Origin of the sequence: Lysinibacillus sp. fls2-241-R2A-57 (assembly GCF_030209535.1) — a bacterium.
Taxonomy (GTDB): domain Bacteria; phylum Bacillota; class Bacilli; order Bacillales_A; family Planococcaceae; genus Lysinibacillus.
This window is the reverse complement of record NZ_JARVRU010000171.1, coordinates 1-23,353: the sequence shown is the minus strand read 5'-3', so window position 1 is coordinate 23,353 and position 23,353 is coordinate 1. Positions and strand designations below refer to the sequence as shown.

23 protein-coding genes are annotated in these 23,353 nt (G+C 37.9%); 19 read left to right on the top strand and 4 right to left on the bottom strand.

Going from position 1 to position 23,353, the window contains the following annotated elements; genetic code table 11:
• The first annotated feature begins 112 nt into the window (after window positions 1–112).
• On the top strand, window positions 113–1,810 hold the full coding sequence (locus QRN68_RS22360) for a GNAT family N-acetyltransferase (RefSeq protein WP_285399303.1): 1,698 nt from the start codon (window positions 113–115) through the stop codon (window positions 1,808–1,810).
• Between the two features lie 60 nt (window positions 1,811–1,870).
• On the opposite strand, the gene QRN68_RS22355 is transcribed toward QRN68_RS22360, so the two are convergent.
• The gene (locus QRN68_RS22355; RefSeq protein ID WP_285399301.1) at window positions 1,871–2,533 is read right to left on the bottom strand and encodes an NUMOD4 domain-containing protein; all 663 of its coding nucleotides are present in this window, start codon (window positions 2,531–2,533) and stop codon (window positions 1,871–1,873) included.
• 160 nt (window positions 2,534–2,693) lie between these two features.
• On the opposite strand from QRN68_RS22355, the gene QRN68_RS22350 reads away from it, so the two are divergent.
• From QRN68_RS22350 to spoIIP, 15 genes are all read left to right on the top strand, one after another.
• Entirely contained in the window at window positions 2,694–2,822 is a 129-nt protein-coding gene (locus QRN68_RS22350) for a hypothetical protein (RefSeq protein ID WP_285399300.1), read from the top strand.
• 505 nt (window positions 2,823–3,327) lie between these two features.
• Window positions 3,328–3,771 (top strand): SACOL1771 family peroxiredoxin, encoded by a 444-nt coding sequence (locus QRN68_RS22345; protein WP_285399298.1) that lies wholly within the window; start codon window positions 3,328–3,330, stop codon window positions 3,769–3,771.
• Window positions 3,772–4,035: 264 nt separating this feature from the next.
• Entirely contained in the window at window positions 4,036–4,671 is a 636-nt protein-coding gene (locus QRN68_RS22340; RefSeq protein WP_285399297.1) for a sugar transferase, read from the top strand.
• Between the two features lie 46 nt (window positions 4,672–4,717).
• Window positions 4,718–5,812 (top strand): glycosyltransferase family 4 protein, encoded by a 1,095-nt coding sequence (locus QRN68_RS22335; protein WP_285399296.1) that lies wholly within the window; start codon window positions 4,718–4,720, stop codon window positions 5,810–5,812.
• On the top strand, window positions 5,805–7,487 hold the full coding sequence (locus QRN68_RS22330; RefSeq protein ID WP_285399294.1) for a GNAT family N-acetyltransferase: 1,683 nt from the start codon (window positions 5,805–5,807) through the stop codon (window positions 7,485–7,487). The genes QRN68_RS22335 and QRN68_RS22330 overlap by 8 nt, the downstream gene beginning before the upstream one ends.
• Window positions 7,468–8,214: a hypothetical protein gene (locus tag QRN68_RS22325; protein WP_285399293.1), complete on the top strand. Its 747-nt coding sequence runs from the start codon at window positions 7,468–7,470 to the stop codon at window positions 8,212–8,214. The genes QRN68_RS22330 and QRN68_RS22325 overlap by 20 nt, the downstream gene beginning before the upstream one ends.
• On the top strand, window positions 8,202–9,227 hold the full coding sequence (locus QRN68_RS22320) for a polysaccharide deacetylase family protein (protein ID WP_285399292.1): 1,026 nt from the start codon (window positions 8,202–8,204) through the stop codon (window positions 9,225–9,227). The genes QRN68_RS22325 and QRN68_RS22320 overlap by 13 nt, the downstream gene beginning before the upstream one ends.
• 266 nt (window positions 9,228–9,493) lie before the next feature.
• A complete protein-coding gene (locus QRN68_RS22315; protein ID WP_285399290.1) occupies window positions 9,494–9,730 on the top strand; it encodes a hypothetical protein in 237 nt (78 codons plus the stop codon).
• A gap of 140 nt (window positions 9,731–9,870) precedes the next feature.
• Window positions 9,871–10,320 carry a MarR family winged helix-turn-helix transcriptional regulator gene (locus tag QRN68_RS22310; protein ID WP_285399289.1) on the top strand — a complete coding sequence of 150 codons (450 nt, stop codon included), beginning with the start codon at window positions 9,871–9,873 and terminating at the stop codon, window positions 10,318–10,320.
• Between the two features lie 128 nt (window positions 10,321–10,448).
• A complete protein-coding gene (locus QRN68_RS22305) occupies window positions 10,449–11,663 on the top strand; it encodes an MFS transporter (RefSeq protein ID WP_285399288.1) in 1,215 nt (404 codons plus the stop codon).
• Between the two features lie 443 nt (window positions 11,664–12,106).
• Window positions 12,107–12,250, top strand: coding sequence for a hypothetical protein (locus QRN68_RS22300; RefSeq protein WP_285399286.1), 144 nt, complete (start codon window positions 12,107–12,109; stop codon window positions 12,248–12,250).
• Window positions 12,251–12,287: 37 nt separating this feature from the next.
• Complete coding sequence (locus QRN68_RS22295) at window positions 12,288–13,277, top strand: agmatinase family protein (RefSeq protein WP_285399284.1); 990 nt, start codon at window positions 12,288–12,290, stop codon at window positions 13,275–13,277.
• 131 nt (window positions 13,278–13,408) lie between these two features.
• Window positions 13,409–14,296 (top strand): 5'-3' exonuclease, encoded by an 888-nt coding sequence (locus QRN68_RS22290; RefSeq protein ID WP_285399282.1) that lies wholly within the window; start codon window positions 13,409–13,411, stop codon window positions 14,294–14,296.
• Between the two features lie 119 nt (window positions 14,297–14,415).
• A complete protein-coding gene (locus QRN68_RS22285) occupies window positions 14,416–14,955 on the top strand; it encodes an RNA polymerase sigma factor (protein ID WP_285399280.1) in 540 nt (179 codons plus the stop codon).
• Window positions 14,945–15,853 carry a stage II sporulation protein P gene (spoIIP, locus tag QRN68_RS22280; RefSeq protein WP_285399278.1) on the top strand — a complete coding sequence of 303 codons (909 nt, stop codon included), beginning with the start codon at window positions 14,945–14,947 and terminating at the stop codon, window positions 15,851–15,853. Before QRN68_RS22285 ends, spoIIP begins: the two co-directional genes overlap by 11 nt.
• Window positions 15,854–15,895: 42 nt before the next feature.
• Here the strand turns inward: spoIIP and QRN68_RS22275 are convergent, their stop codons facing one another.
• Together QRN68_RS22275 and QRN68_RS22270 are read right to left on the bottom strand one after the other, a co-directional pair.
• A complete protein-coding gene (locus QRN68_RS22275) occupies window positions 15,896–16,399 on the bottom strand; it encodes a C39 family peptidase (RefSeq protein ID WP_285399277.1) in 504 nt (167 codons plus the stop codon).
• 59 nt (window positions 16,400–16,458) lie between these two features.
• Complete coding sequence (locus tag QRN68_RS22270) at window positions 16,459–16,776, bottom strand: thioredoxin family protein (RefSeq protein ID WP_285399276.1); 318 nt, start codon at window positions 16,774–16,776, stop codon at window positions 16,459–16,461.
• 420 nt (window positions 16,777–17,196) lie between these two features.
• Between QRN68_RS22270 and QRN68_RS22265 the strand changes: the two genes are divergently transcribed.
• The 3 genes from QRN68_RS22265 to QRN68_RS22255 all read left to right on the top strand — a co-directional run bounded on the left by QRN68_RS22265 (window position 17,197) and on the right by QRN68_RS22255 (window position 22,739).
• Complete coding sequence (locus tag QRN68_RS22265) at window positions 17,197–19,581, top strand: 3-hydroxyacyl-CoA dehydrogenase/enoyl-CoA hydratase family protein (protein ID WP_285399275.1); 2,385 nt, start codon at window positions 17,197–17,199, stop codon at window positions 19,579–19,581.
• Window positions 19,582–19,631: 50 nt separating this feature from the next.
• The gene (locus tag QRN68_RS22260; RefSeq protein WP_285399274.1) at window positions 19,632–20,804 is read left to right on the top strand and encodes an acetyl-CoA C-acetyltransferase; all 1,173 of its coding nucleotides are present in this window, start codon (window positions 19,632–19,634) and stop codon (window positions 20,802–20,804) included.
• Window positions 20,805–20,954: 150 nt separating this feature from the next.
• Entirely contained in the window at window positions 20,955–22,739 is a 1,785-nt protein-coding gene (locus QRN68_RS22255; protein ID WP_285399273.1) for an acyl-CoA dehydrogenase family protein, read from the top strand.
• Between the two features lie 283 nt (window positions 22,740–23,022).
• On the opposite strand, the gene QRN68_RS22250 is transcribed toward QRN68_RS22255, so the two are convergent.
• On the bottom strand, window positions 23,023–23,353 hold a 331-nt coding region (locus tag QRN68_RS22250), incomplete at its 5' end, for a hypothetical protein (RefSeq protein WP_285399272.1).

Sequence of the window (23,353 nt, the reverse complement as noted above, 5' to 3'; positions counted from 1 at the left end):
AATGCTAGGAATATAGTAGCTATTAAGTGTTAAATTTGTTATTTGATGGCCTTAGTTGGAACGGAAAACAACATATTGATGAGCCGTAAAATAAAAAGGAGTGATTCAGGACGTGCTATCTTATAGACTCGTAACAACGATTGAAGAGTTAGAGTCCTATAAAAGTACTTGGTCAGAGATACTTGAACGTGAAAAAAACGATAATCCATTCATTGAGTTTGAATGGGTTTCGACATGGTGGACGACGTTAGGTGTTAATGACAATGTAGAGATTTACATAGTCGAGCAAAAAGGTGTAGCAGTAGCATTTTTCCCATTTGTTCGTTGTGTACGATTTGGTGGTATACAGTATTTTGTTTTTTTAGGACAAGGGTTAGCTACTTATATGGAAGTCATTGCAGAGAAGCAATGGAAAGAACCTGCGATTGAATACTTACTAAAGGAGCTTTCTCGGAAATATAAACGGTTTATTATAGCGTTACATGGCTTATTGGAAAGTAAAAATACATCTCAAATATTAGAAAAATATGCAATAGAGCATCAGGTACCTCATTCTATTTTTCGTACGGTCACTTCTTATATTGATTTTCAATCTATAAAACTTGAGGATTTTCTCTATAAGCATCGAAAAAAATTTAAAACGATTCATCGGCGTGAAAAAAAGTTACAGGCACTTGGTCAAGTAACCTTTCAAGAGGTACATTGTGAAAGGTTAGTGGGCATGTTTGACTTGTTTGCGAGAAGATGGCAGAAGAAGATCGATAAAAGTGGATTTACAGAACAACAAACGCGGCGCTTTTTTGAGCGTTTGGCAACGGAGAAATGTAACGCTTTACGAGTAGAAGTAGATAGTCTTCAATTTGAGGGGCATTGGATCGGCTTTACCATTGATCTTTGCTGTAGGGATCGGAATTTTTGTCAGGCGATGGGACATGAGCCTGATTTCAATATTTTTGGACCAGGTCGTTTAATAGAGCGAGAAAATATGCTCAAAGCACATGCTTCGAACTATCGTTTCTATGATTTAGGCAGTGGTTATGAGCCCTATAAGTTTGAATGGTACACACATGTTGATTTTACTAGAAAATTTATGATGAGTACGAAAGGCAAAAGGGAACGCACTTTAAGACTGATAATGGTTTTGTTTGCTAGATTGAAAGGTCAATTAACGAATAAGCATCAGCTCGTAAAATTGAAACGAGATCGATTAGGAGAGCTACGCTATTTTTTTAAAAATGCCCGTCCAAAGGATTGGTTCCATTCTTTCAAGAAGGCGATTAATCGCATGATAGCTATTCATATTTTTGATATTTATGTTGCTGAGAATGGTCGATGTCAACCTACATCAAGCTTTAATGAAGTTTGTATTCGGGATGTCATGGCAAGTAATAAACGTGCTAACTATGTTTCGAACTATCATAAGGGCTATCGGATTTTCAGAAATAGCACAAACGAAATAGCTTATTTAAGACATGATCAACTATTTTGTGAAGAAGCGACCGGATTTACACACAAGCTTCCATCCAATGTTTCATACATTCAGGGAAATAATCATCAGCTGTCCGATATCTTTGCTAAAGTGCAGGAGGAAGGAAGAACCGTCTGTACATCAGCTTATTGGTATGAAGGGAAAAGACGACGAGCGCTAATGCAGTTAGGATTTCAAAGGGTAGAGAGGATCACAATAATTCAATTATTTAAAAAGAAAAAGATATACCGCCAAGAAAACAATTGGTTAAAATATCACCAATTACAAGGGCGTAGTTTTATTCATCTATGGCATTTATCGCTATTGCCTTTATTAATTTAAAAAATCCCCAGCGTTAATGAAGCGACGCTGAGGATTTTTTATCTTTATTTGGCTAGATCATTAAAAGTGTATACCTGGTTTATCACTAAGCTTGCAGCCTGTGCCATACTTTGCTTTTAAAGCACCTTTAAAATTTGTTTGTTCAAGTTCAGGATATGCCTGTTTCCAAACTTCAAACACATTGTGACTTGAAGCAGAGCCGTCCTTTGTTAGTCGAACAATATGGAAACCATATTCATCATTGCATCGAGCTAATGGACGATTTTCGCGCACTGTAATGATACGACCACTCGCTGTAACATCATAAATGCCCTCATAGCCTGAAATAGCACGTCTTTCTTCATTGAAGTCAGCTGTTTCTTCTTTTTGAACTTCATTTTTCTCTACAGGTTTAGTTGCTTCTTTAACCTCGTTTTTTTCAACTGGTTTAGCTGCTTCTTTGACTTCATCTTTCTCTTCAGTCTTAGCCTCTTCATTATTTTGAGTAGGAAGCTGTTCCACAATGACAAAATCCTTATTTGAAGCTTTGTCGCTCATTGTAGCCATTACGTTCATAATAGAACCTACATAACGCAATGGTTTATCTTTGCCTTCTTCAAAAACAAAAATATTATAATCGGTTTTATTCATTTTTTTCATAATAATATTTCCTGTTGTAATAGTAAAACCGATAAATTTGTTCTTTTTAAGTGCTTGTACTGCTTGTTGCTTTGTTAAAATCATTATTAAATCTCCTAAAGAATTGTTTTTTCTATTCTACCATAAAATTAGCTTTTCTGTTTTTCTTAAAGTTTTTGATGTTTTATTATTGTTCTGGTGATTTTTAAGGAGTGTCCAAACATCCGCTGAAATAGAGGAACTCAGCCTAAGAAAGCCACGTCCTGTGACAATTTATCTGTGCGAAAGCGAAGCGACAGCAACACGGTTTTATCTGTGTGAAAGCGAAGCGACAGCAACACGGTTTTATCTGTGCGAAAGCGAAGCGACAGCAACAACAACAATACAAGATTGAGTGACCAACATCATGTTGCTGAAGCTACGTTAGCACTATGCTTTCGCAGAAAAAAACATTTGTTGGACCAAAGCCTCTGACTGATGTGTTGTGGGAATAGCCCTATCTATGATAAAAAATTAGTGTTCATTTAACCTATCTATTCTCTTGAAATAGTAATATTACTTTTTATAAGGCTTATCACTATAACGGGAGGGTGGTTTTCATTTTGATTTGGGGGGAGATTCGAACCGCTCGGGTGTGGGGCAAAAGTGATCGGGTAAAGCCCCAAACCGCTCGGGTAAGCCGAAAAAGTGATCGGGTAGCGCCTCGAACCGCTCGGGTAAGGAGCAAAAGTGATCGGGTAACGCTCCGAATCGCTCGGGTAAGCCGAGAAAGTGATCGGGTAACGCCCCGAACCGCTCGGGTAAGCCGAAAAAGTGATCGGGTAGCGCCCCGAACCGCTCGGGTAAGCCAAAGATATGTAAGTAACTCTTATACTACAAAATCAAAAGGAGGATTTTTTATGGTTCAACATTTATTTAGTATGGATTTAAAATGGTCGGAGGGGAGAAATGGGGCAGGTAATATTGTTGCGGACAATTTAAAAACGGAAATTTCTATTCCTCGAGAAATGAATGGGCCAGGGATTGGGACAAATCCTGATGAAATGCTGCTTGGAGCAGCAGCCACTTGCTATTTAATTACACTGGCTACGCTACTTGAAAATTCGAAGATTGCTGTGTTGGATTTGTCTATGCAAGCTGAAGGTTTTGTTGATGTTACGAATGGTATTTTTACTTATGAGAAAATCGTACATAAGCCAAGAATTGTTGTACAAGATTTATCTGAACGTGAGCAAAAACGAATGGTTCGATTAGCTGAGAAGGCTGAACAAACTTGTATGATTAGTAAGGCATTAAAAGGAAATGTTCAAATTACGTGCGATGTGCAAATTATACAAGGGTAAAAAGGAACAGCTCATTTAATGGCTGAACATATAAAAATGGGAGGAGTTATTCAAAAATGTTTTTGAAATAACTCCTTTTTTGACTCATCACATTTGTTAAAAATGTATGCCATGTATATAAGCTGAAACGGAAATCCCCCACGTTATGGTCCATTTGACTTAATTTTTATATTTTATTATGTAAATGCTTTTCGAAAGTAGTTCTATATATGTCCCAGATGAATATATAAAGTTAAGTGCAAAAAAAATGTAAAGGATGATGAATTGCACGAGCAGTCAGCTCAAACTATCACATTTTATAGTCAGTATGGGAAGAGAATTTTTGATATTACGGGGGCACTCCTATTATTTTTCATGACCATTCCTCTTATGTTAGCTGTATTCCTCATTTTACTTATTAGCACAGGCCGCCCTTTTTTCTTTAAACAAATCCGTACAGGCTTGGATCATCAGCGCTTTGTTATTTGGAAGCTACGGACAATGACCATACAGGCAGTTCCGGTAAAGATGCCTACTATTTGTGCAGACGGTATTCCGGATGATTATTACTTTAAAACTGAACAGGATACACGAATCACGAAGGTTGGGGCTATTCTTCGGAAGTTAAGTATTGATGAAATTCCACAGCTCATTAATGTCTTAAAAGGAGATATGAGTATTGTTGGACCACGACCAGAAGTTCCAACTATCACAAATGCTTATAACACTGAACAGGCACGACGTTTAGAAGTAAAGCCAGGTTTAACAGGGCTTGCACAAATTAACGGCCGCTCTAATATTTCTCACGGACAAAAAATTTCATATGACCTAGAATACGTTGAAAATTATTCCTTCTGGATGGATTTGAAAATTATCATCAAAACACTTTACGTAGTGTTAGCCAGAACTGGTGCTTATTAAAAAATAAGGAGTGTTAGTACTGAAGATCGTTCAGCTTATAACACGTATGGATAAAATTGGAGGAGCGCAAAAGCATGTGGAGGCACTTGCCATAAAATTAAAGCAAGACGCTCACGAGGTAACTATTGTAACAGGTCTTTATGATCCATCATTATGGCGCTTAGAAGAAGAAAAAATTGATGTTATCAGTATCCCAGCCATGCAGCGAGCAATTCATTTAAAAAAAGATTTACAGACCTTTTGGCAATTGAGGGCGGTATTTAAAAAAGTAAAACCACATATTATTGCAGCACATTCATCGAAGGCGGGCGCAATTGGACGTGTGGTAGGTAGTCTTTTACGCATACCAACTGTTTTTACGGCCCATAGTTGGAGTTTTACAGAGGGCGTACCGCATAAGAAAAAGCTTATGTATAGTCGAATGGAAAAGTCAGTTCAGCCGTTAACAGCTAAAATTATTACGGTATCTGACTATGATCGTAAGCTAGCATTAACGAAAAGAATTGCGCCTGCTCATAAAATGCTGACGATTCATAATGGCATCGAGCAAAAAGAAATGCGAGTAGCCCCTAATAGAGAGAAAGAGGAGCATCCACTCATTGTCATGGTTGCTCGCTTTGAAGTGCCAAAAAGACAAGATTTATTGTTAGAGGCTTTAGCGGAGCTTTCTGATATTCCTTGGCGTCTTCAATTGATTGGTGATGGCTCGTTACGTCCTGATTTAGAAAAATTTGTTGTTAATAAAGGCTTAACGGATCGTGTCTCGTTTTTGGGCAATCAATTAGATGTCATATCTTCGCTTGAGGAAAGCCATTTGTTTGTCTTGCTATCGGATTGGGAGGGCTTACCGATTTCAATTATTGAAGCAATGCGGGCAGGGCTTCCGATTATCGCCACAAATGTAGGTGGCGTCAATGAGCTAATTTCTGATCAGGAGAATGGATTTTTAATTAACCGAGATGATTCAGGTTTACTAAAGAAAAGGATCAAACAATTGTTAGTGGATGAGAATTTGCGTCAACAAATGGGGGACGCTAGTGAACGCCGCTTTTTAAGGAATTTTACGTTTCTACCAATGTATCAGAAAACTCTATTTGTCTACGAACAGGCTGTATCAAAGTCGGCAAAGAAAGGTGATTAATTTGCAATTAATTCGTATTCGAACAGATGATGAGCTTATGTGGTACAAGGATATTTGGGATGAAATTTTAGCAGCTGAGGTTAATGATAATCCATTTATAGAGTTTGCTTGGTTTTATAACTGGTGGCAAATTGTTGGGCGAAGAGCGCGTGTTGAGCTCTATGCTGTTGAGGAAGATGGTCAGATCATTGCCTTTTTCCCATTCACGGTTCAACTTCGGTGGGGGATAAGAATTTATTCCTTTGCGGGAGAAAATATTGCGAATTATTCAGGTGTTGTAGCGAAAAAAGAATGGCTGTTACCCGCTACGACCTTTGTATTTGATCAGCTCATCGAAAAGCATAAACATGTCATATTTTCGTTTCATGGATTATTGGAAAGCAAAGAGTCTACAAAGGTGATCGAACAATATTTTGTTGAAAGGCAGTTACGCCCGAGTATTTTTCGTGTTGTAACACCGTATCTTGTCTTTCACGATATAGATTTCCATCATCATTTCAATCAACGTAGAAAATTGCATGGCGTAGATAGAAGAGAACGAAAGCTACGGAGATTAGGCTCATTAATGCGGAAAAGACCTTCGCAGGACGAGCTGTGGCAAATGTTTAGATTATTTGATCGACGATGGGCAAAAAAAATAGATACAAGTGATTTTACGAAAGGCAAGAAAAAGGATTTTTTCGAACACTTAACACTTCTTAAAGGAGAGGCATTGCAAGTCGAGGTAGACGCACTTGTTTTTGAAAACCAATGGATTGCCTTCACCTACGGAATTTGCTGTCGTGGACGTTATGTCACTTACGCCTTGGCGCATGAGCCGACATTTAATATATTTGGGCCCGGCCGATTAGTGAATCAGGAAACGATCAAGCGAACCTATTCTGAAAACTATCAATTGTTCGATATGAGTATTGGCTATGAGCCTTATAAGTTCGATTGGCGCTCTAGTATTGATTTTACAAGGCGTATGCTCGTAAGCAGTGGAACGAAGCGCGCAAAGTTATTGGCGAGTCGTTTTTTGCTGAAGGAAAGACTAAAGGAATTTTTAAAAGGCAATCATCGGATCGTTGAATGGAAACGCAATACGCTCGGTCAATTACGTTACTTAGTAAAGTATGGGAAAGTAAAAGATTGGCTAGAATATGGACAACTATTCGTAGAAAAAATTATTCGTTTTAAGCAAGTGGATTTGTATGAATTATCCCCATCAGATAGTGTCACACCACATCGACCTGTAGGAGATTTGTTTGAGGAGTTATCGATACAAGAGGCGATGCAACTTGATGAGGAAGAGACTATTTCTTTATTTTATAAGGGATACACCATTTATAAAGATTCCTTTGCTGAAAAGAATAAGGTTGCGTTTGCGTTACATGCTATGAACTGGCGTGTAGATGAATTGCAAATTGTTGAAGCATTGCCAAAGCAGACATATTTTTTAACCTATGATGTTTATAAAAATATCGATATTATAACAGCTTTTTTCCAAAAAATGAAACCTGCACAAACACTTTGGGTTACTGCAAGCTTTTGGCAACGGCGAAAGCGTAAACGATTATTGCAGCTAGGCTATAAACGTATTTCTCGAATGAAACATTTTAAATGTGCTCGTTATGAGCGAAATCATGTAGAAAAATACACAGAGAGTGGGGGCGATGTTCATTCTGTCCATTAAAAGTAAGCGATGGAATATCGCAATGCAGCATTTTTATTTTGCAGAAAAGCCAGCCAATGTTAGAAAATCAAAGAAAGTTGTTGGTTATACACATTCACTTGTACCGAGCCGTAAGCTTGTTAAAAGTGAAACGGTTCATATTCACCTTACAGATAGTGAGTTAACATTGTATCTTGCTCTTTCAGAAAGTAATCGAAAAATACTACGTCGTGCACAAAAAGAATCCTATCAAGTTTTTATTTATAAAGAACCATCAGAGGAAAATTTACGAGCCTTTCAGCAGTTTTATAATAATTTTGCCAAAAGGAAAAAACTCGAGCTAATTAGTAAATCTCAAATGGAAGCCATTACGCTCCTAAAAGATAAAGGAGCTCTATGGTTGTCCGAGATTCGGAGTATTTGTGGACAAACATTATGCTATAGACTCGATATTGTACACGCTAAAAAAGCGATGTCCTATTATGTAGCGACGTGTCATTCACAATTGATGCCAGATCATTTAAAACGACCAGTTCGTTATGCAAATCGTTTTTTACTATGGCACAATTTATTGCATTTAAAGGAGCAAGGCTTTGCTCTATATGACATGGGGAAGTTGACAGATGACCAAAATGTTCGTGAGTTTAAGCAGAGCTTCGGTGGACAGGTTGTTAATGTTTATTCCGGCTACATTACCCAATCGAAAATAAGTGCACTGTTACTGGGCGTGCAAAAATGGAGGAAGTAGCAATCAAAGTAAATCGTGGGGGACTTGTCATTTCATTAGATTTTGAGCTGAATTGGGGTGTCCACGATGTCTTTAAATACGGACAATACAATAAAAACTTATACGGTGTACGTGAAGCATTGCCTAAAATACTAGGGTTGTTTGAACAATATGGCATTCATGCGACCTGGGCAACGGTTGGTTTATTGTTTGCGGAAACAAAAGCAGAAATGGCTCATTATTTACGAGGTATCCCGGTAAAATATAAAAACATGCGCTATGCAGCACATACACAACTTACAAAAGTAGGGGAAAATGAGCAAGAGGATCTCTTACATTTTGGTAAATCCTTAATTGAGAAGATTAAATGTACGCCACATCAGGAAATAGGAAGCCATACATTTTCGCATTTTTACTGTTTAGAAAATGGACAAACTGAAGCGGATTTTCGTGCAGATTTACATGCTACTGCAATGATTTGCGAAGACAATATCAATCCAATGAAGTCGATTGTATTTCCGCGTAATCAAGTAAATGAAGCATATTTCCCAGCATGTCAGGAAGTGGGATTTGTATGCTATAGAGGAAATGAAAAACATCCTTTGTATGATCCTCAAAAATTCACGAAAAAAGGTCGGCTCTTAGGTGCGAAAAAATGGCTGGATACTTATGTTAATGTAACAGGAAATCATCTAGTAACGATAGAAGAAATGCAAAAGGATTCCTTTATTAACATTCGTTCAAGTGCATTTTTAAGGCCATATTGTAGCCCATTACGATTTTTTGAAGGCTTAAAGATTAAACGTATTAAAGAGGGAATGCATGCAGCTGCAACGTCAGAAGCTTTTTATCATTTATGGTGGCACCCTCATAATTTTGGCAAGAACATGGAAAAAAATTTAGCGATGCTTGAAGAGCTTTTACAGTATTATCAGAAGTTACGTAATCAATATAACTTTCAAAGTTATACGATGTACGAGGTAGCGGAGCTTTGCCAAAATTTGTCCCGTAAAAGCCCGATTGGTGAAGACTGATAATCAATGGGGTGAAGAAGACCCGCACTGACTAATACGATAAATATAAGGAATCCATTTTGAAAAAATATTAATCAAAATGGATTCTTTATTAGTAAATCTAAGTTTCGTTTTTATAAAAAAGTTTGATCTTTTTGGCTCATCACCAAAAGTTGTGGGTGACATTTTTAAAAATATATGCACTGTATATTGGTTGATTGGAGTGGAGGCTGGGCGACTCCTAGGGGATTAGCGTCACAGATGAGACCCTGGAGCGAGCAACGCGAGTGAAGCGGCTCATCGGACGCCTCCTGGAAAGCGCCCAGTCGGAACGGAAATCAACCACACGTTTTGGTGATAAGCCATCTTTTTTCTATCTATGTTGGATTAAGGAAGATCATATCTATATAAATATACACTTGAAGTATTCTGTGGTAAAAATTCATTTGTTGTATGCAGTTGCATACATTCCACTTAGGGCACCAATTGTCTTTTTTGAGCTTAAAAGAATTGACATTTTATAGCACAAAGAATATATTTCATATATGAAATATATTTTATACCTCAGAGAAATCATCATGTGTATTATTTGGCATAAAAAGATCGTTATTTATATCTAAGTTGTCTAGTATAGACTTCATTCTCTGAAGAAAGGGTGTTTTCTATGCAAATCGAGGCAAGGGAATTATACAGTGTTATTAGAGATGTGTATCATCAATTACAGAACAATCTTGAAACAGAATTAGAACAGTTCAACATTAGCACTGTCCAATTTGGGGTAATTCAAATATTATCTGAAACGGAAAGGGCTTCTATGTCTGATCTAAATCAGAAAATTGGATGCGCTCCTAGTAATGTAACTACTATTATTCAGAGGATGAAAAGAGACGGTTTCGTAAAAACTACTAAAAATCCATCTGATCAAAGAGAAACCTTAGTATACTTAACTGAAAAAGGAAAAGAAACTAAAGAAAAAGTAGCTATTCAATACAAAGCATTTCTTAAAGAAAACTTTTCCTATTTTGATGAAGAAAAATTTATTTCTTTATTAGAAACGCTCAATGGCTATAAGCATTTTTTATCAGATCATAAAAAGGGAATAACAAAAATGTAACTAGTTACATTTTTGTTTACAAATATACTTCATATATGAAATATATTTCAAATAATTACTTCATATATGAAGTAATTTGATTATTTATTTCATATATGAAATAAAATTTAGGGTAAAGGGAGATTAATATGAATGATAGAGGAATTAAGTCTATGTTATTTACACTGGCTATTTTAGCTTTCTTTATTGGGATGGATTCTTTAGTAGTATCACCACTGATTCCTGATATTGCGAAAGCAACAGCAACACCAATTGAAAAAGGGGGTTGGCTCATTACCTCTTACGCTTTATTCTATGGACTAACAGCACCACTGTTTGGGTCAATTTCAGATAAAATTGGGCGAAAACAAATGATTGTAACTGGAATGTTTATTTTTTCAGTTGGTACCTTTTGTACTGGACTGACACAAGATTTTAATACAGTTTTGATATTTCGCGCTTTAACTGGTTTATCTGGTGCTATGGTTATGCCAAGTATTTTTGCATTGATAGGAGATAACGTACCATATAAAATGCGCGGAATGGCAATGGGTATGATCATGGGGGCAATGGTTGGATCAACTGTATTAGGTGTACCAATTGGAGCATTCTTAACGTCTATTGGAAATTGGCAATGGACATTTTATGGTATAGGAATTCTAGCACTTTTAGTGACTTTTATTACATTAGTTGCCCTACCTAAAACACCTGCCACAAACCAAATACCAGTATCAGTGCCAGTTGCAATGGTTTCAGCTATTAAGACAGCATTTACTAATCAATCTGTATTTTTTGCATTATTATCTACGTTCTTATGGACAATCGGACTACAAGGGATGTTTTCATATATTGGTGTATACTACAAAGAAAATTTTGATTACAGTGTAGGAAAAATAGGAATAGTAATTTTTTTAGCGGGTGTTGGCAGTATTATCGGTAATGTGATTGGTGGTAAACTATCTGACAAAATCGGTAAAAAAGCCGTTGTATCTATAGCAGCTGTTATTGCTGCTATTGGTGTTATTAGTTTTTCATTACTAACGGAAAATGTCGTACCCGCAATTATTGTGCATGTTTTATGGAGTACATCTATCGGTTTAGGTCAATCATCGTTAACAGCTTTAATATCAGAATTGAGTCCGAAAATTAGGGGAACCGTAATGGCACTGAACAGTTCTGCAATGTATATCGGGATGATGTTTGCATCGGCAGGTGCTTCTTGGCTTCTAGTTAATGAAAAAACATTCTTAGCAATTGGTATATTATGTGCAATCGCTAGTTTCTTAGTCTTACCAATTATTCATTACTTCATCAAAGAAGAGCCTGCTACAACCCTAGATGGAAATAACGTACAAGTAAAATAAGACTCACATTTTCTAATAGGGAGATGGGGTTCGTATCTTTTGTGTTTTATTGAATATACAACAACCAGAAATAATGAAAAGGATTGGGTAATGTGAAATGAACTGAACCCCGAGTAGGCCCACATTTGCCTAGTTTGCTATTTTTTTATAAGGGGAAATGGAGTATGAAGAATTTTTTAGAATTTAAGAGGGAAAATACTGAACTTTGACGAAACTGTATGCACTAATGGTACTATTAATATCAAAGGTAATTCTCTAGGTATATTTATCGGAACAATAAAGTAGCATAGGGCAATTGATTTCAATTTGGCTCATCACCAAAAAGTTGGGGAGGCTTTAACTTCTTTCAAAAGATGTTTGGACCCGCTGAAAAGTTACTTAAACCCGCATTCATCTCATCACCTATAGAGGCTGGGGACTTAAGCTGAAAGAAGTTAAAATATATGTCATGTGCAAAGTTGATCTTCGTTACGACTGGGCGACTCCTTGCAGCTCATCAGACGCCCACAGGAAGCTTTGCTCTGTGCGAAAGCGAAGCGTCAGAGACAAAGCGCCCAGTCGGAACAGAAATTAACCCTACGTTATAATAGTTATAGAAAAATGGCGTGAAGGAGGTAGGTTAACATGTTTATTCAACCAGAATGGCAGTATAAACAAGAAAAGGGCTCAGCTATGCATCAATGGATTAAGCAAATAGAAAATCCAATTCCAAGTGATGTAGAGATTATTTTATATGGTGCTTTATTATCGTATGGTAGTAAACCTTTCCAAAAAGCACTGTATCCAACTGCGTTTCGGAAGGCTTGGCCAAGCTTTCAATCCTATAATTTAGATGAGCAAGTCGATTTGCGCTCATTGGCAGTCGTTGATGTAGGCGATGTGGCCATCCACGAGACTGATAGAATGCTTTCAGAGTCAGCTATAGAAGCTGCGGCAGAAAGCTTAAGTACCACTTATTCTAAAAGTTTCACCTGTCTTATTGGTGGAGATCATGCGATTACGGCTTGTTCCCTAAGAGGGATAAAGAATGCTTTTCCACAGGAACGAATTGGAATCATTCAAATCGATACGCATTTGGATGCACGGAATCAGGAGGAAATTGGCTTAGCTATGGATTCTCCAATTCAGAATCTTATTGCTGCAGGGATTGTCGAGGGCAAACATATTTATAATGTCGGGCTGCACGGCTTTTTCAATTCACCAGAAATGATTCATTACGCGAAAGAACAGGGTATACATATGATTACGGTAAAGCAAATGCGTCGTGATGGTATTCAACTAACCATTCGCGAAATGCTTCGTCAGCTTATGTATGAGGTGGATCGTATATACGTATCTGTAGATTTGGACGCACTTGATATTATATTTGCATCAGATGTACCTGCTGCAACACCAGGTGGACTAACTGCCTATGAATTATTTGATATCCTCAAGCTCATTGGAGAAAATGAAGGCGTTCGCCATATTGACTTTATCTACGCGGATCCAAAGGAAGGAGATCTACGTCCAGAAACAGTTAAGATGGGCGTTACAGCATTTTTAAATTGGCTAACAGGTATTCGATTGGATCATCGCAATCGTATTTCAAAAAGAGGCAGCGCGATAAGTAGATAGTTATAAATGGGATGTGGAATAGTGGCTTGTATATATTTACAATGAAGTTTAGTGGTAGTTTGCTATAATAGAACAATGCTTAATAATGAATTACTACAATCATTGTATTGTTATAGAGAGGATTATTTATCATGACAACAAAACCAAAATTATTAATTGTTGATGGCATGGCGCTATTATTCCGTTCATTTTTTGCTTCAGCTGCGATGGGGCATTATATTCGCCTTGCGGATGGGACACCGACTAATGGTGCCCAAGGATTTGTACGTCATGTATTAACGGCACAATCTATCATGAAGCCAACGCATCTTGCCGTTTGTTGGGATATGGGTGCACATACATTCCGTAACGAATTATTTGATGGCTATAAGGCTAATCGTCCAGCACCACCGGAGGAAATGTTGCCACAATTTGATATGGCTAAAAATTTATCTGAACAAATCGGTTGGCAAAACTTCGGTGTTAAAGGGATGGAGGCAGATGATTTAATTGGCTCAATGATTACAAAATTTCAGGACGAGGCTGACATTACGGTAATTAGTGGAGACAAGGATTTACTGCAGCTTTTAAGACCATCAACGGAAATTGCTTTTACGAAAAAAGGCTACACAGAATATGACGTTTATACGCATACACGCTTTAAAGAGGAGTATGGCATCGAACCTATTCAATTTGCACAGGTCAAAGCTTTTATGGGAGATTCGAGTGATGGTTATCCTGGCGTAAAAGGGATTGGACCAAAGCAGGCACTTACGTTAATTCAAACGTATGGCTCTATCGAAAATGTTCTTACATCATTAGACGAATTAAAGCCTGGACAACGTACGAAAATTAAAGAGAACTTAGATATGCTTAATTTGTCACACGAGCTTGCAACAATTCAAACAAACGTATCAATCGAGGCAGATTTAGCGAGTTTAGTATTACCAAATTACGAGCCTCAAACGTTCGAAGAAATAGAACAACGTGGCTATACATTAATCGCCAAGCAGGCACGCTCGCTGTATTCGCTTATTTAAAAAACATCAGGTTATTCACGCAGAGTATAGAAATATGCTCTGCTTTTTTATACAAATTTTTGTAACCTTTTCCTAATCTCGAACGAATTATAAGCAAATAAGTAAAAGGAGGGGAAAGATTGACTGATTCAAATAACTTAGAATCAAGAATAGTTGAAATCTACAACTTGTATTACTTAGATGTTTATAGATTTCTTGTTTGTTTTACGGGAAATCAAAATGATGCGGAGGATTTGACCCAAGAAGTATTCATTCGTGTCTTAAAAGATTTATCGAATTTTAATAGTAACTATAATTTAAAAACATGGATTTTTTCGATCGCAAAACATGTGGCAATAGATCACTACAGAAAGAAAAGGTTTTCGGCACTATTTAAGGACGGTTTTTTTAATCAGTTTTCATCGAATGAAAAGAAGCCTGAAGAGGAGTTTGAAGTAACAGAATTAAAACAGTTTATACATGATGCCATTGCTAAATTAAAACCTAATTACAGAGCGGTAGTCATTCTTCGAGGTATTAATGAATTTTCCATTAAAGAGACTTCGGAAATTCTTCAATGTAGTGCGGCGAAAGTTAAAGTTGATTATCATAGAGCCCTAAAAGAGCTTAAAAGAAAACTGAATATTGAAATAGAGGGGGTTTTGACAAATGCAAAATGAAAAAGACTTATTTGATATATTGAAAGAAATGTACCCTCAACATCCTAGAAAGGAGTTTGTTTCTGCAACTGAGAATACTCTTAGACAACGAGCAAGGAGCATGGGCAAAAAAAGAATCATAACAAAATTCTCTGTTATTTCAAGCGTTGTTTTAGTTTGTGCATTTATTTTTTCATGGTTAATCTTCTTTAATGGAAATAGCAAAGTTTCAGACGTAGTCCAAAGTGTTGGTGGGACTTCATCGTCTTATGCAATGGACGAAAAAGAACCTGTAGTCTATATTTATCATTCACATAATATAGAATCATTTATTCCAGAGGTTTCTGCACAGCAGGTGTATAGAGAGCGGGCGTATAGTGATACTAAAAATATAACATTGGTAGGTAAAGAGTTAAGTAGAGCATTAAAGGAATTGCAGGTTCCAGCAATTCATGATGAGACAGATATAGCTGGAATCTTAAAACAAAGAGGTTTATATTTTCAGGATTCATATAAAGTTTCACGGGAAAATTTACAGAAAGTCTTAGCTGAAAATGACAGTATTCGTATGGTTTTTGATATACATCGAGATTCTACAAAAAAACGTGAATCCACAATTGAAATTAAAGGGAAAGAGTACGCAAAAATTAAATTTGTCGTATCGAAAACGAGTGGGAATTATGAAACGAATAAAACATTTGCAACTCAGCTTCATGAACAACTAGAAAAATTATATCCGGGACTATCAATAGGTGTTATAGAAAAAGGGGTCAATCCTCAAAATACCTACAATCAAGAACTCCATGATAATTCAGTATTAGTAGAAATGGGAGGTATAGAAAATACGCTGGAAGAAATGTATAGAACAACAGATATTTTTGCACAGGTTCTAGAGGATATTCTTGAGAAAAGTAAATAATTATAAGAAGAGCGTGTCCAAACATTGCAGGCACGCTCTCACTTAGTTCGGTGTGATTTTTACAAAGTTCAATACTTTCTCATTATCTTTAAAAGGGGCCGTTCGAATTTTACTTTCACGATTAGGGCCACCATTATCATGGAATATTAGAAACAGCTCATCATTTCGTATTTCATAGCCAATGAGAGGTACCCAATGATAGGCGAAGGCAGATTTTTTATCGCGCCAATTTAGGCTGAAATAGCGGTCGAAGCGTATGGCGACAGGGCGGCCTGTATCGATTTCCTGCATTGCCTCCTTTAATGTACAATCACGAATATTCCATGTTGGACGAAGCCGGCGAAGATTGCGAATTAGACGCCATTTAAATAACCCAATTTTCGTGCCACCAAGAATTTTGTAAAGCTCATTTACCGAAGGAGTCGTCTCGTCTAAATAGTTTAAGATTACGTGTACAGTTGTAGGTCCACAAGCAGAATTACGATAGTTTGGTGAAATGGATGCATCATATTGTGATTTTCCAAGTAGCGACAATTGCTGGCGCATCATAATCTCCTTTCTAAAAAGAGCTGCATTTCAATAAGAAATGCAGCTCCATTTTTCAATTATTGTTGTGCAGATAAGAACTCTGTAACTTGCTGAGGTGATTTAGCATTGGCACTGTGTAAGTGTGCTAATTTTTCACCGTTTTGGAAAATTAGTAGGCTTGGAATACCCATTACATCATATTTATCCGCAATTTCTGGAAGCTCATCGCGATTAAGTTCGTACCAGTCATATTGGCTGTACTCTTCGATAATTGGATCGATGAACATATCCATGCGTGTGCAATCTGGGCACCAGCCAGCGTAAAATTTCACTAGCACTTTTTGATCACCAGAGATCAATTCATTAAATTGGTCAGCAGTTGTAATTGTTTTCATTAGTATTTCACTCTCCTCGCTTTCCATTCTACACATTTTTATCGCAACCTGAAAGTTTTCTGTTTGGAATAATTGATATCTACTTATTGTCTTGTTTTCGCTCGTAAAAAACGAAATAAGTTGTATATTGCAAAAATAATTAGTGAAAAAAGATTGCTAAATTAAACAAAATATTCTACACTAAAAACAGAAAAAGTAGTTTTATCTTTATTCAGCAGAAGAAATGTACCTCTAAATCAGAATGGTAGCTGAACAAAGATAAGCCTCAGTCGTATGTCACAGAATACGCCACGCGTTAAACTTGAATTGAGCTAGATCAATTCAAAATCTGGACAAAAATACACTAAGGTAAACTTGATATTTTTTTGGTCAAAAAATGAATGGCTATTCATTCAATGGGAGAATAAGGGGGAATTGCTTGTGACTTACAACATTAAAAAAGCAGCTGTTCTAGGTTCTGGAGTAATGGGCTCTGGAATTGCAGCACATTTAGCAAACATCGGTATTCCAACATTATTATTAGACATTGCGCCGAAGGAACTAACAAAAGAGGAAGAAGCAAAGAATCTTTCTTTAGAGCATCCTGCAGTAAGAAATCGTATCGTAAACGGAGCTCTTCAAAAGTTATTAAAGCAAAAGCCGGCACCACTTACTTCTAAGAAAAATTTATCACTACTAACAGTTGGTAACTTTGAGGACGATTTAGAGAAATTAAAAGATGTAGATTGGATCATCGAAGTTGTCGTTGAAAATTTAGCGATTAAACAAAGCCTATATGAAAAAATTGATGCAGTACGTGCGCCTGGAACAATTATTAGTTCAAACACATCTGGCATAAGCATAAATGCAATGGCAGAAGGGCGTTCAGAAGATTTTCAAAAGCATTTCCTGGGAACGCACTTTTTCAACCCGCCTCGTTATTTAAAACTGCTGGAAGTCATTCCAGCAAACACAACAGCGCCAGAGGTTGTAAGCTTTATGAAAACATTTGGCGAAGATGTGCTTGGGAAAGGTGTTGTACTTGCTAAGGATACACCAAACTTCATTGCCAACCGAATTGGAACGTATGGTTTACTAATCACTTTACAAGAAATGATGAATGGTGGTTACTCAGTTGGCGAGGTGGATTCTGTAACGGGTCCCCTAATCGGGCGTCCAAAATCTGCAACCTTCAGAACTTTGGATGTAGTTGGTTTAGATACATTTATCCACGTGGCTAAAAACGTCTATGATCAAACAACAGGTGAAGAGCAGCAAGTATTTGCAGTACCAGAATTCCTGCAAAAAATGGTTACAAACGGCTGGCTAGGAGCAAAATCTGGTCAAGGTTTCTTCTTAAAGCAAGGCAAGGAAATACTTGAAATTGATCCAAACACATTAGAGTATAGCCCAGTGAAAAAATTAAAAACACCTTCTATCGAAATGGCAAAGCAAACTCGTGGATTAGCAAATAAGGTGAAAGCATTAACATATGCTAAGGATCGTACAGGAGAGTTATTATGGGGTATTTTCGCTCCAACGTTAATTTATTCAGCACAGCTACATGGTGAAATTGCTGATGATATTGTTGCAATTGACAATGCCATGAAATGGGGCTTCGGTTGGCAGCAAGGTCCATTCGAAATTTGGGATGCAATTGGCGTAAAAGAATCCGTAGCTAAAATGGAGTCTGAAGGACGTGAGGTACCAGCATTTGTCAAAGATATGTTAGCAAGCGGCTTTGACACTTTCTATTCGGAAATTGATGGTGACCTAGCATACTATAATGGCTCTGAATACGTTAAAGTGCCAGTTAATGAAAAGGAAATTAACTTAAAACGCTATAAGAAAAAACATGGTGTTATTAAATCAAATACAGGTGCTAGCTTAATAGATTTAGGTGACGGAATTGCATTACTTGAATTCCATTCACAATCAAATGCAATAGGCTTAGACATTATTCAAATGATTAACTATGCGATCGATGAAGTAGAAGCTAACTATAAAGGCTTAGTCATCGGTAACCAAGGGAAAAACTTCTGTGTTGGTGCTAATCTAGGAATGATTTTAGTAGAAGCGCAGGATGATAATGTTTTTGAATTAGACTTCGTTATCAAAGCGTTCCAAGGTGCTATGCAAAAGATTAAATACTCTCGCAAACCAGTTGTGGCAGCACCTTTTAGCATGACACTTGGCGGCGGTTCGGAGGTCTGCTTACCAGCTGCACATATCCAAGCAACAATGGAAACGTATATGGGCTTAGTAGAAGTCGGCGTTGGATTAATTCCAGGCGGTGGCGGTAATAAGGCGCTTTACCAAAAATTCCTCAAAGGCTTACCAAATGGCGTTGAGGTAGACTATCAACATATTGCTAATAAAGTATTTGAAACAATTGCGATGGCAAAAGTTTCGACATCTGGTGAAGAAGCGCGTGACAATAACTTCTTAAACTTTGCAGACGGGATTTCTGTTAACCCAGATCACCAACTACATGATGCAAAGCAAGCAGCACTAGCACTTTATGAGGCAGGCTATCAAGCACCTGTACCTGCGAAAGTTCCTGTAGTCGGAGCAACAGGCTACGGTACGCTACTCATCGGTGCGCAAGGAATGTTTGAATCAGGCTTTATTAGTGAGCACGATTTAAAAATCGCTAAAAAATTAGCATATGTCATAGCTGGTGGTAAAGTTCCATATGGCACATTAGTAGATGAGCAATACCTATTAAATCTAGAGCGTGAGGCATTCCTAAGCTTAGTTGCAGATCCGTTATCTCAACAAAGAATGCAGCACATGCTTTTAAAGGGAAAACCACTGCGTAACTAATTTCAAGACTGTAATCATACTTGCACATGAAACAAAGGGGGATTAATACGATGCGTGAAGCCGTTATTGTAGCAGGAGCACGAACTCCGATTGGAAAAGCGAAGAAGGGTTCTTTAGCAACCGTTAGACCAGATGATTTTGGAGCGGTTGTTGTTAAAGAAACATTAAAAAGAGCAGGCTATGAAGGTCCGATTGACGATTTAATTTTAGGATGTGCAATGCCAGAAGCTGAGCAAGGCATGAACGTAGCACGTAATATTGGAGCGCTTGCTGGGCTACCAGATACAACACCAGCACTAACAATTAATAGATTCTGTTCATCGGGATTACAAGCAATTGCTTTTGCAGCAGAGCGGATTATGCTAGGACATTCTAAGGCGATTGTTGCTGGTGGCGTCGAGTCTATGAGTATGGTGCCAATGGTAGGTAATACACCTCGCTTAAATCCGACTTTAGCAGAAACTGCTCCTCAATATTATATGGGGATGGGGCACACAGCTGAGGAAGTGGCGCGTCAGTACAATGTAAGTCGAGAGGATCAGGATGCATTTGCTGTTCGTTCACACGAGCTTGCAGAAAAAGCGATTAAAGAAGGTAAATTCATTGATGAAATCGTACCAATCGAAGTGGAGCAGCATTATGTGGATGACAACAACAAACCACAAGTGAAAAAGTTCACTTTTAGCATGGATGAAGGAGTACGTCCAGGTACATCTGTAGAAGGTTTAGCGAAGCTTCGTCCAGCCTTCCATGTAAAGGGCAGTGTTACAGCTGGTAATGCTTCTCAAACTTCTGATGGTGCAGCAGCAGTACTTGTGATGGACCGTGAGGAGGCTGAAAAGCAAGGGCTTACACCAATGGCGAAGTTTTTAGGCTTTGCAGTTGGCGGTGTACCTCCTGAGGTGATGGGTATTGGTCCAATCGTGGCAGTACCTAAAGCACTTGAAATTGCAGGTTTATCAATAGATGACATTGATCTTTGGGAAATTAACGAAGCATTTGCATCACAATCCTTACAGGTCGTACGTCATTTAGGCATCGATCAAAATAAAGTAAATGTCAATGGTGGAGCAATTGCCGTTGGTCACCCACTCGGTGCAACAGGAGCCATTTTAACATTAAAGCTTATTCATGAAATGAAGCGTCAAGGTAAGAAATACGGTGTCGTGACAATGTGTATTGGCGGCGGAATGGGTGCTGCAGGAGTATTTGAAATTCTATAGTTCATTAAATCTAAAGATTTTATGATAACAGTTTGCTAGATCAGCTTGGAGTGCGACGTTTCTGGTTGCCTCCGGACAAAGTGCTTCAAGCTTTTCTATATATCGGGGAAGAAAAGCCATTAATAATAGATGCATAGGGAGGAATTTAGAATGACAGAAAAAACAACGGATTTCATTAAAGGCGGCGGATTTATTATTGAAGATGTGGAATTAGATCGTGTATTTACACCAGAAGATTTCACAGATGAGCATAAGATGATTGCTAAAACAACTGAAGAGTATGTAGCAAATGAAGTGTTACCAGTCGTTGAAAAATTAGAAAACCATGAATTTGAGCATTCGGTTCGTCTACTAAAAAGCGCAGGTGAGCTTGGCTTACTAGGTGCAGATGTACCTGAAGAATATGAGGGTCTAGAATTAGACAAAGTTTCTTCTGCATTAATCGCAGAAAAAATGTCTGTTGCTGGTGGCTTCTCTATTACGCACGGTGCACACGTAGGTATAGGTTCTTTACCAATCGTACTTTTCGGAAATGAAGATCAAAAGAAAAAGTATTTACCAAAGCTTGCGTCAGGTGAATTAATTGCTGCCTACGCATTAACAGAGCCAGGTTCAGGTTCTGATGCATTAGGTGCAAAAACGACGGCGAAGTTAAATGATGCAGGTACGCATTATATTTTAAATGGTGAAAAGCAATGGATTACAAATGCAGGCTTTGCAGATGTATTTGTTGTCTATACAAAAATTGATGGCGAAAAATTCACAGCATTTATCGTAGAACGCGCTTACAAAGGTGTTTCGGTTGGCCCAGAGGAGAAGAAAATGGGGATCAAATCTTCATCAACACGTACATTAGTACTTGAAGATGCAGAAGTACCTGTAGAAAACCTATTAGGTGAAGTGGGACGCGGACACGTTATTGCCTTTAATATTTTAAATATCGGTCGCTATAAACTAGGTGTTGGAACAATTGGTGGTTCGAAACGTGCACTAGAGCTAGCTATTAAATATACAAATCAGCGTCAGCAATTTAAAACGAAGCTGTCTGATTTCAACCTAACAAAAGAAAAATTATCGACAATGGCTTCACAATTATATGCATCTGAATCATTAAATTATCGTACAGTAGGATTATTTGAGGATCGTTTAAGTCAGCTAAGCCCAGATGAGCAAAAACAAGGGAAAGTTATTGCTGGTGCAATTGCAGAGTATGCTATTGAATGTTCTATTGCGAAAGTATTTGGTTCTGAGACTTTAGATTACATTGCAGATGAAGCGGTTCAATTACACGGTGGTTACGGCTTTATGGCTGAATATGAAGTAGAACGTATTTATCGTGATTCTCGTATTAATCGTATTTTTGAAGGAACAAATGAAATTAACCGCATGATTGTACCAGGTACATTTATGAAAAAGGCGTTAAAAGGTGAATTGCCATTACTACAAGTCGCTCAAAATTTACAACAAGAGCTTCTCATGTTAATGCCTGAGGATGTAGGAACAGAGCCGCTAGCACAAGAAAAATATCTTGTGAAAAATGCGAAGAAAATTGCTGTATTAGCAGCAGGTTTAGCAGCACAACGCTACGGCGCGAAGCTCGATCAAGAGCAAGAAGTATTGGTGAATATTGCAAATATCGCAAACCAACTATTCGCTATGGAATCAGCTGTATTACGTACAGAAAAAGCGATTGCTCGTGACGGTGCTGAGAAAGCGCATCAAAAATTACTTTACACTCAAATCTTCTGCCAAGAAGCATTTGCAGAAATTGAAAAAGAAGCTAAAGATACGATTCTTGCTTCAGCAGACGGCGATGCGGCACGCATGACATTGTCTGCACTACGTAAGTTAACTCGCAACAACCCATACAACTTAATCGCGAAGAAACGCGAAGCTTCTGTTAAATTGATTGAAGCAGAAAAATTTGTAGTTTAACTTTTTTCAGCGGGTGTCACGGAATCGGCTTTGCACAAGCACAAAGCCGATTCTGGACGCAATTATGCCAAGGCATAATTGATATAGCAAAAAAACCTAGCTATCCATCGAGGTGTGATAGCTAGGTTTTTTGTTGGAAATAAAAGTAGGGCTCTTCGACAAAACGAGGGGGTTTTCCGTTCCGTCTGGGCGCGAGATTCCCATGATGTTATCAGCGATCCCGGCAATTTATCAGCGATTACCATGAAGTTATCAGCGATTCCTGGCAATTTATCAGCGATTTTCATGAAGTTATCAGCGATCCCGGCAATTTATCAGCGATTTTCATGATGTTATCAGCGATTCTCAGCAATTTATCAGCGATCGGCATTTTGGAGCAACGAGAAATTACCTCCGCTCCAGTTGTTGCTAACGCTGCGCTTTCGCACGGACAAAACCATGTTGTTGCTGACGCTGCGCTTTCGCACGGACAAAACCATGTTGTAGCTGACGCTGCGCTTTCGCACAGACAAAACCATGATGTTGCTGACGCTGCGCTTTCGCACAGACAAAACCATGATGTTGCTGACGCTGCGCTTTCGCACAGACAAAACCATGTTGTAGCTGACGCTGCG

What these genes read in the sequence shown, in the direction of transcription:
- QRN68_RS22305 (WP_285399288.1), top strand. Translation starts at nt 10,449, where the DNA reads ATGAATGATAGAGGAATTAAGTCTATGTTATTTACACTGGCTATTTTA.
- QRN68_RS22300 (WP_285399286.1), top strand. Translation starts at nt 12,107, where the DNA reads ATGTCATGTGCAAAGTTGATCTTCGTTACGACTGGGCGACTCCTTGCA.
- QRN68_RS22320 (WP_285399292.1), top strand. Translation starts at nt 8,202, where the DNA reads ATGGAGGAAGTAGCAATCAAAGTAAATCGTGGGGGACTTGTCATTTCA.
- QRN68_RS22355 (WP_285399301.1), bottom strand. Translation starts at nt 2,533, where the DNA reads ATGATTTTAACAAAGCAACAAGCAGTACAAGCACTTAAAAAGAACAAA.
- QRN68_RS22270 (WP_285399276.1), bottom strand. Translation starts at nt 16,776, where the DNA reads ATGAAAACAATTACAACTGCTGACCAATTTAATGAATTGATCTCTGGT.
- QRN68_RS22345 (WP_285399298.1), top strand. Translation starts at nt 3,328, where the DNA reads ATGGTTCAACATTTATTTAGTATGGATTTAAAATGGTCGGAGGGGAGA.
- QRN68_RS22310 (WP_285399289.1), top strand. Translation starts at nt 9,871, where the DNA reads ATGCAAATCGAGGCAAGGGAATTATACAGTGTTATTAGAGATGTGTAT.
- QRN68_RS22295 (WP_285399284.1), top strand. Translation starts at nt 12,288, where the DNA reads ATGTTTATTCAACCAGAATGGCAGTATAAACAAGAAAAGGGCTCAGCT.
- QRN68_RS22255 (WP_285399273.1), top strand. Translation starts at nt 20,955, where the DNA reads ATGACAGAAAAAACAACGGATTTCATTAAAGGCGGCGGATTTATTATT.
- QRN68_RS22275 (WP_285399277.1), bottom strand. Translation starts at nt 16,399, where the DNA reads ATGCGCCAGCAATTGTCGCTACTTGGAAAATCACAATATGATGCATCC.
- QRN68_RS22335 (WP_285399296.1), top strand. Translation starts at nt 4,718, where the DNA reads ATGGATAAAATTGGAGGAGCGCAAAAGCATGTGGAGGCACTTGCCATA.
- QRN68_RS22260 (WP_285399274.1), top strand. Translation starts at nt 19,632, where the DNA reads ATGCGTGAAGCCGTTATTGTAGCAGGAGCACGAACTCCGATTGGAAAA.
- spoIIP (WP_285399278.1), top strand. Translation starts at nt 14,945, where the DNA reads ATGCAAAATGAAAAAGACTTATTTGATATATTGAAAGAAATGTACCCT.
- QRN68_RS22290 (WP_285399282.1), top strand. Translation starts at nt 13,409, where the DNA reads ATGACAACAAAACCAAAATTATTAATTGTTGATGGCATGGCGCTATTA.
- QRN68_RS22325 (WP_285399293.1), top strand. Translation starts at nt 7,468, where the DNA reads ATGTTCATTCTGTCCATTAAAAGTAAGCGATGGAATATCGCAATGCAG.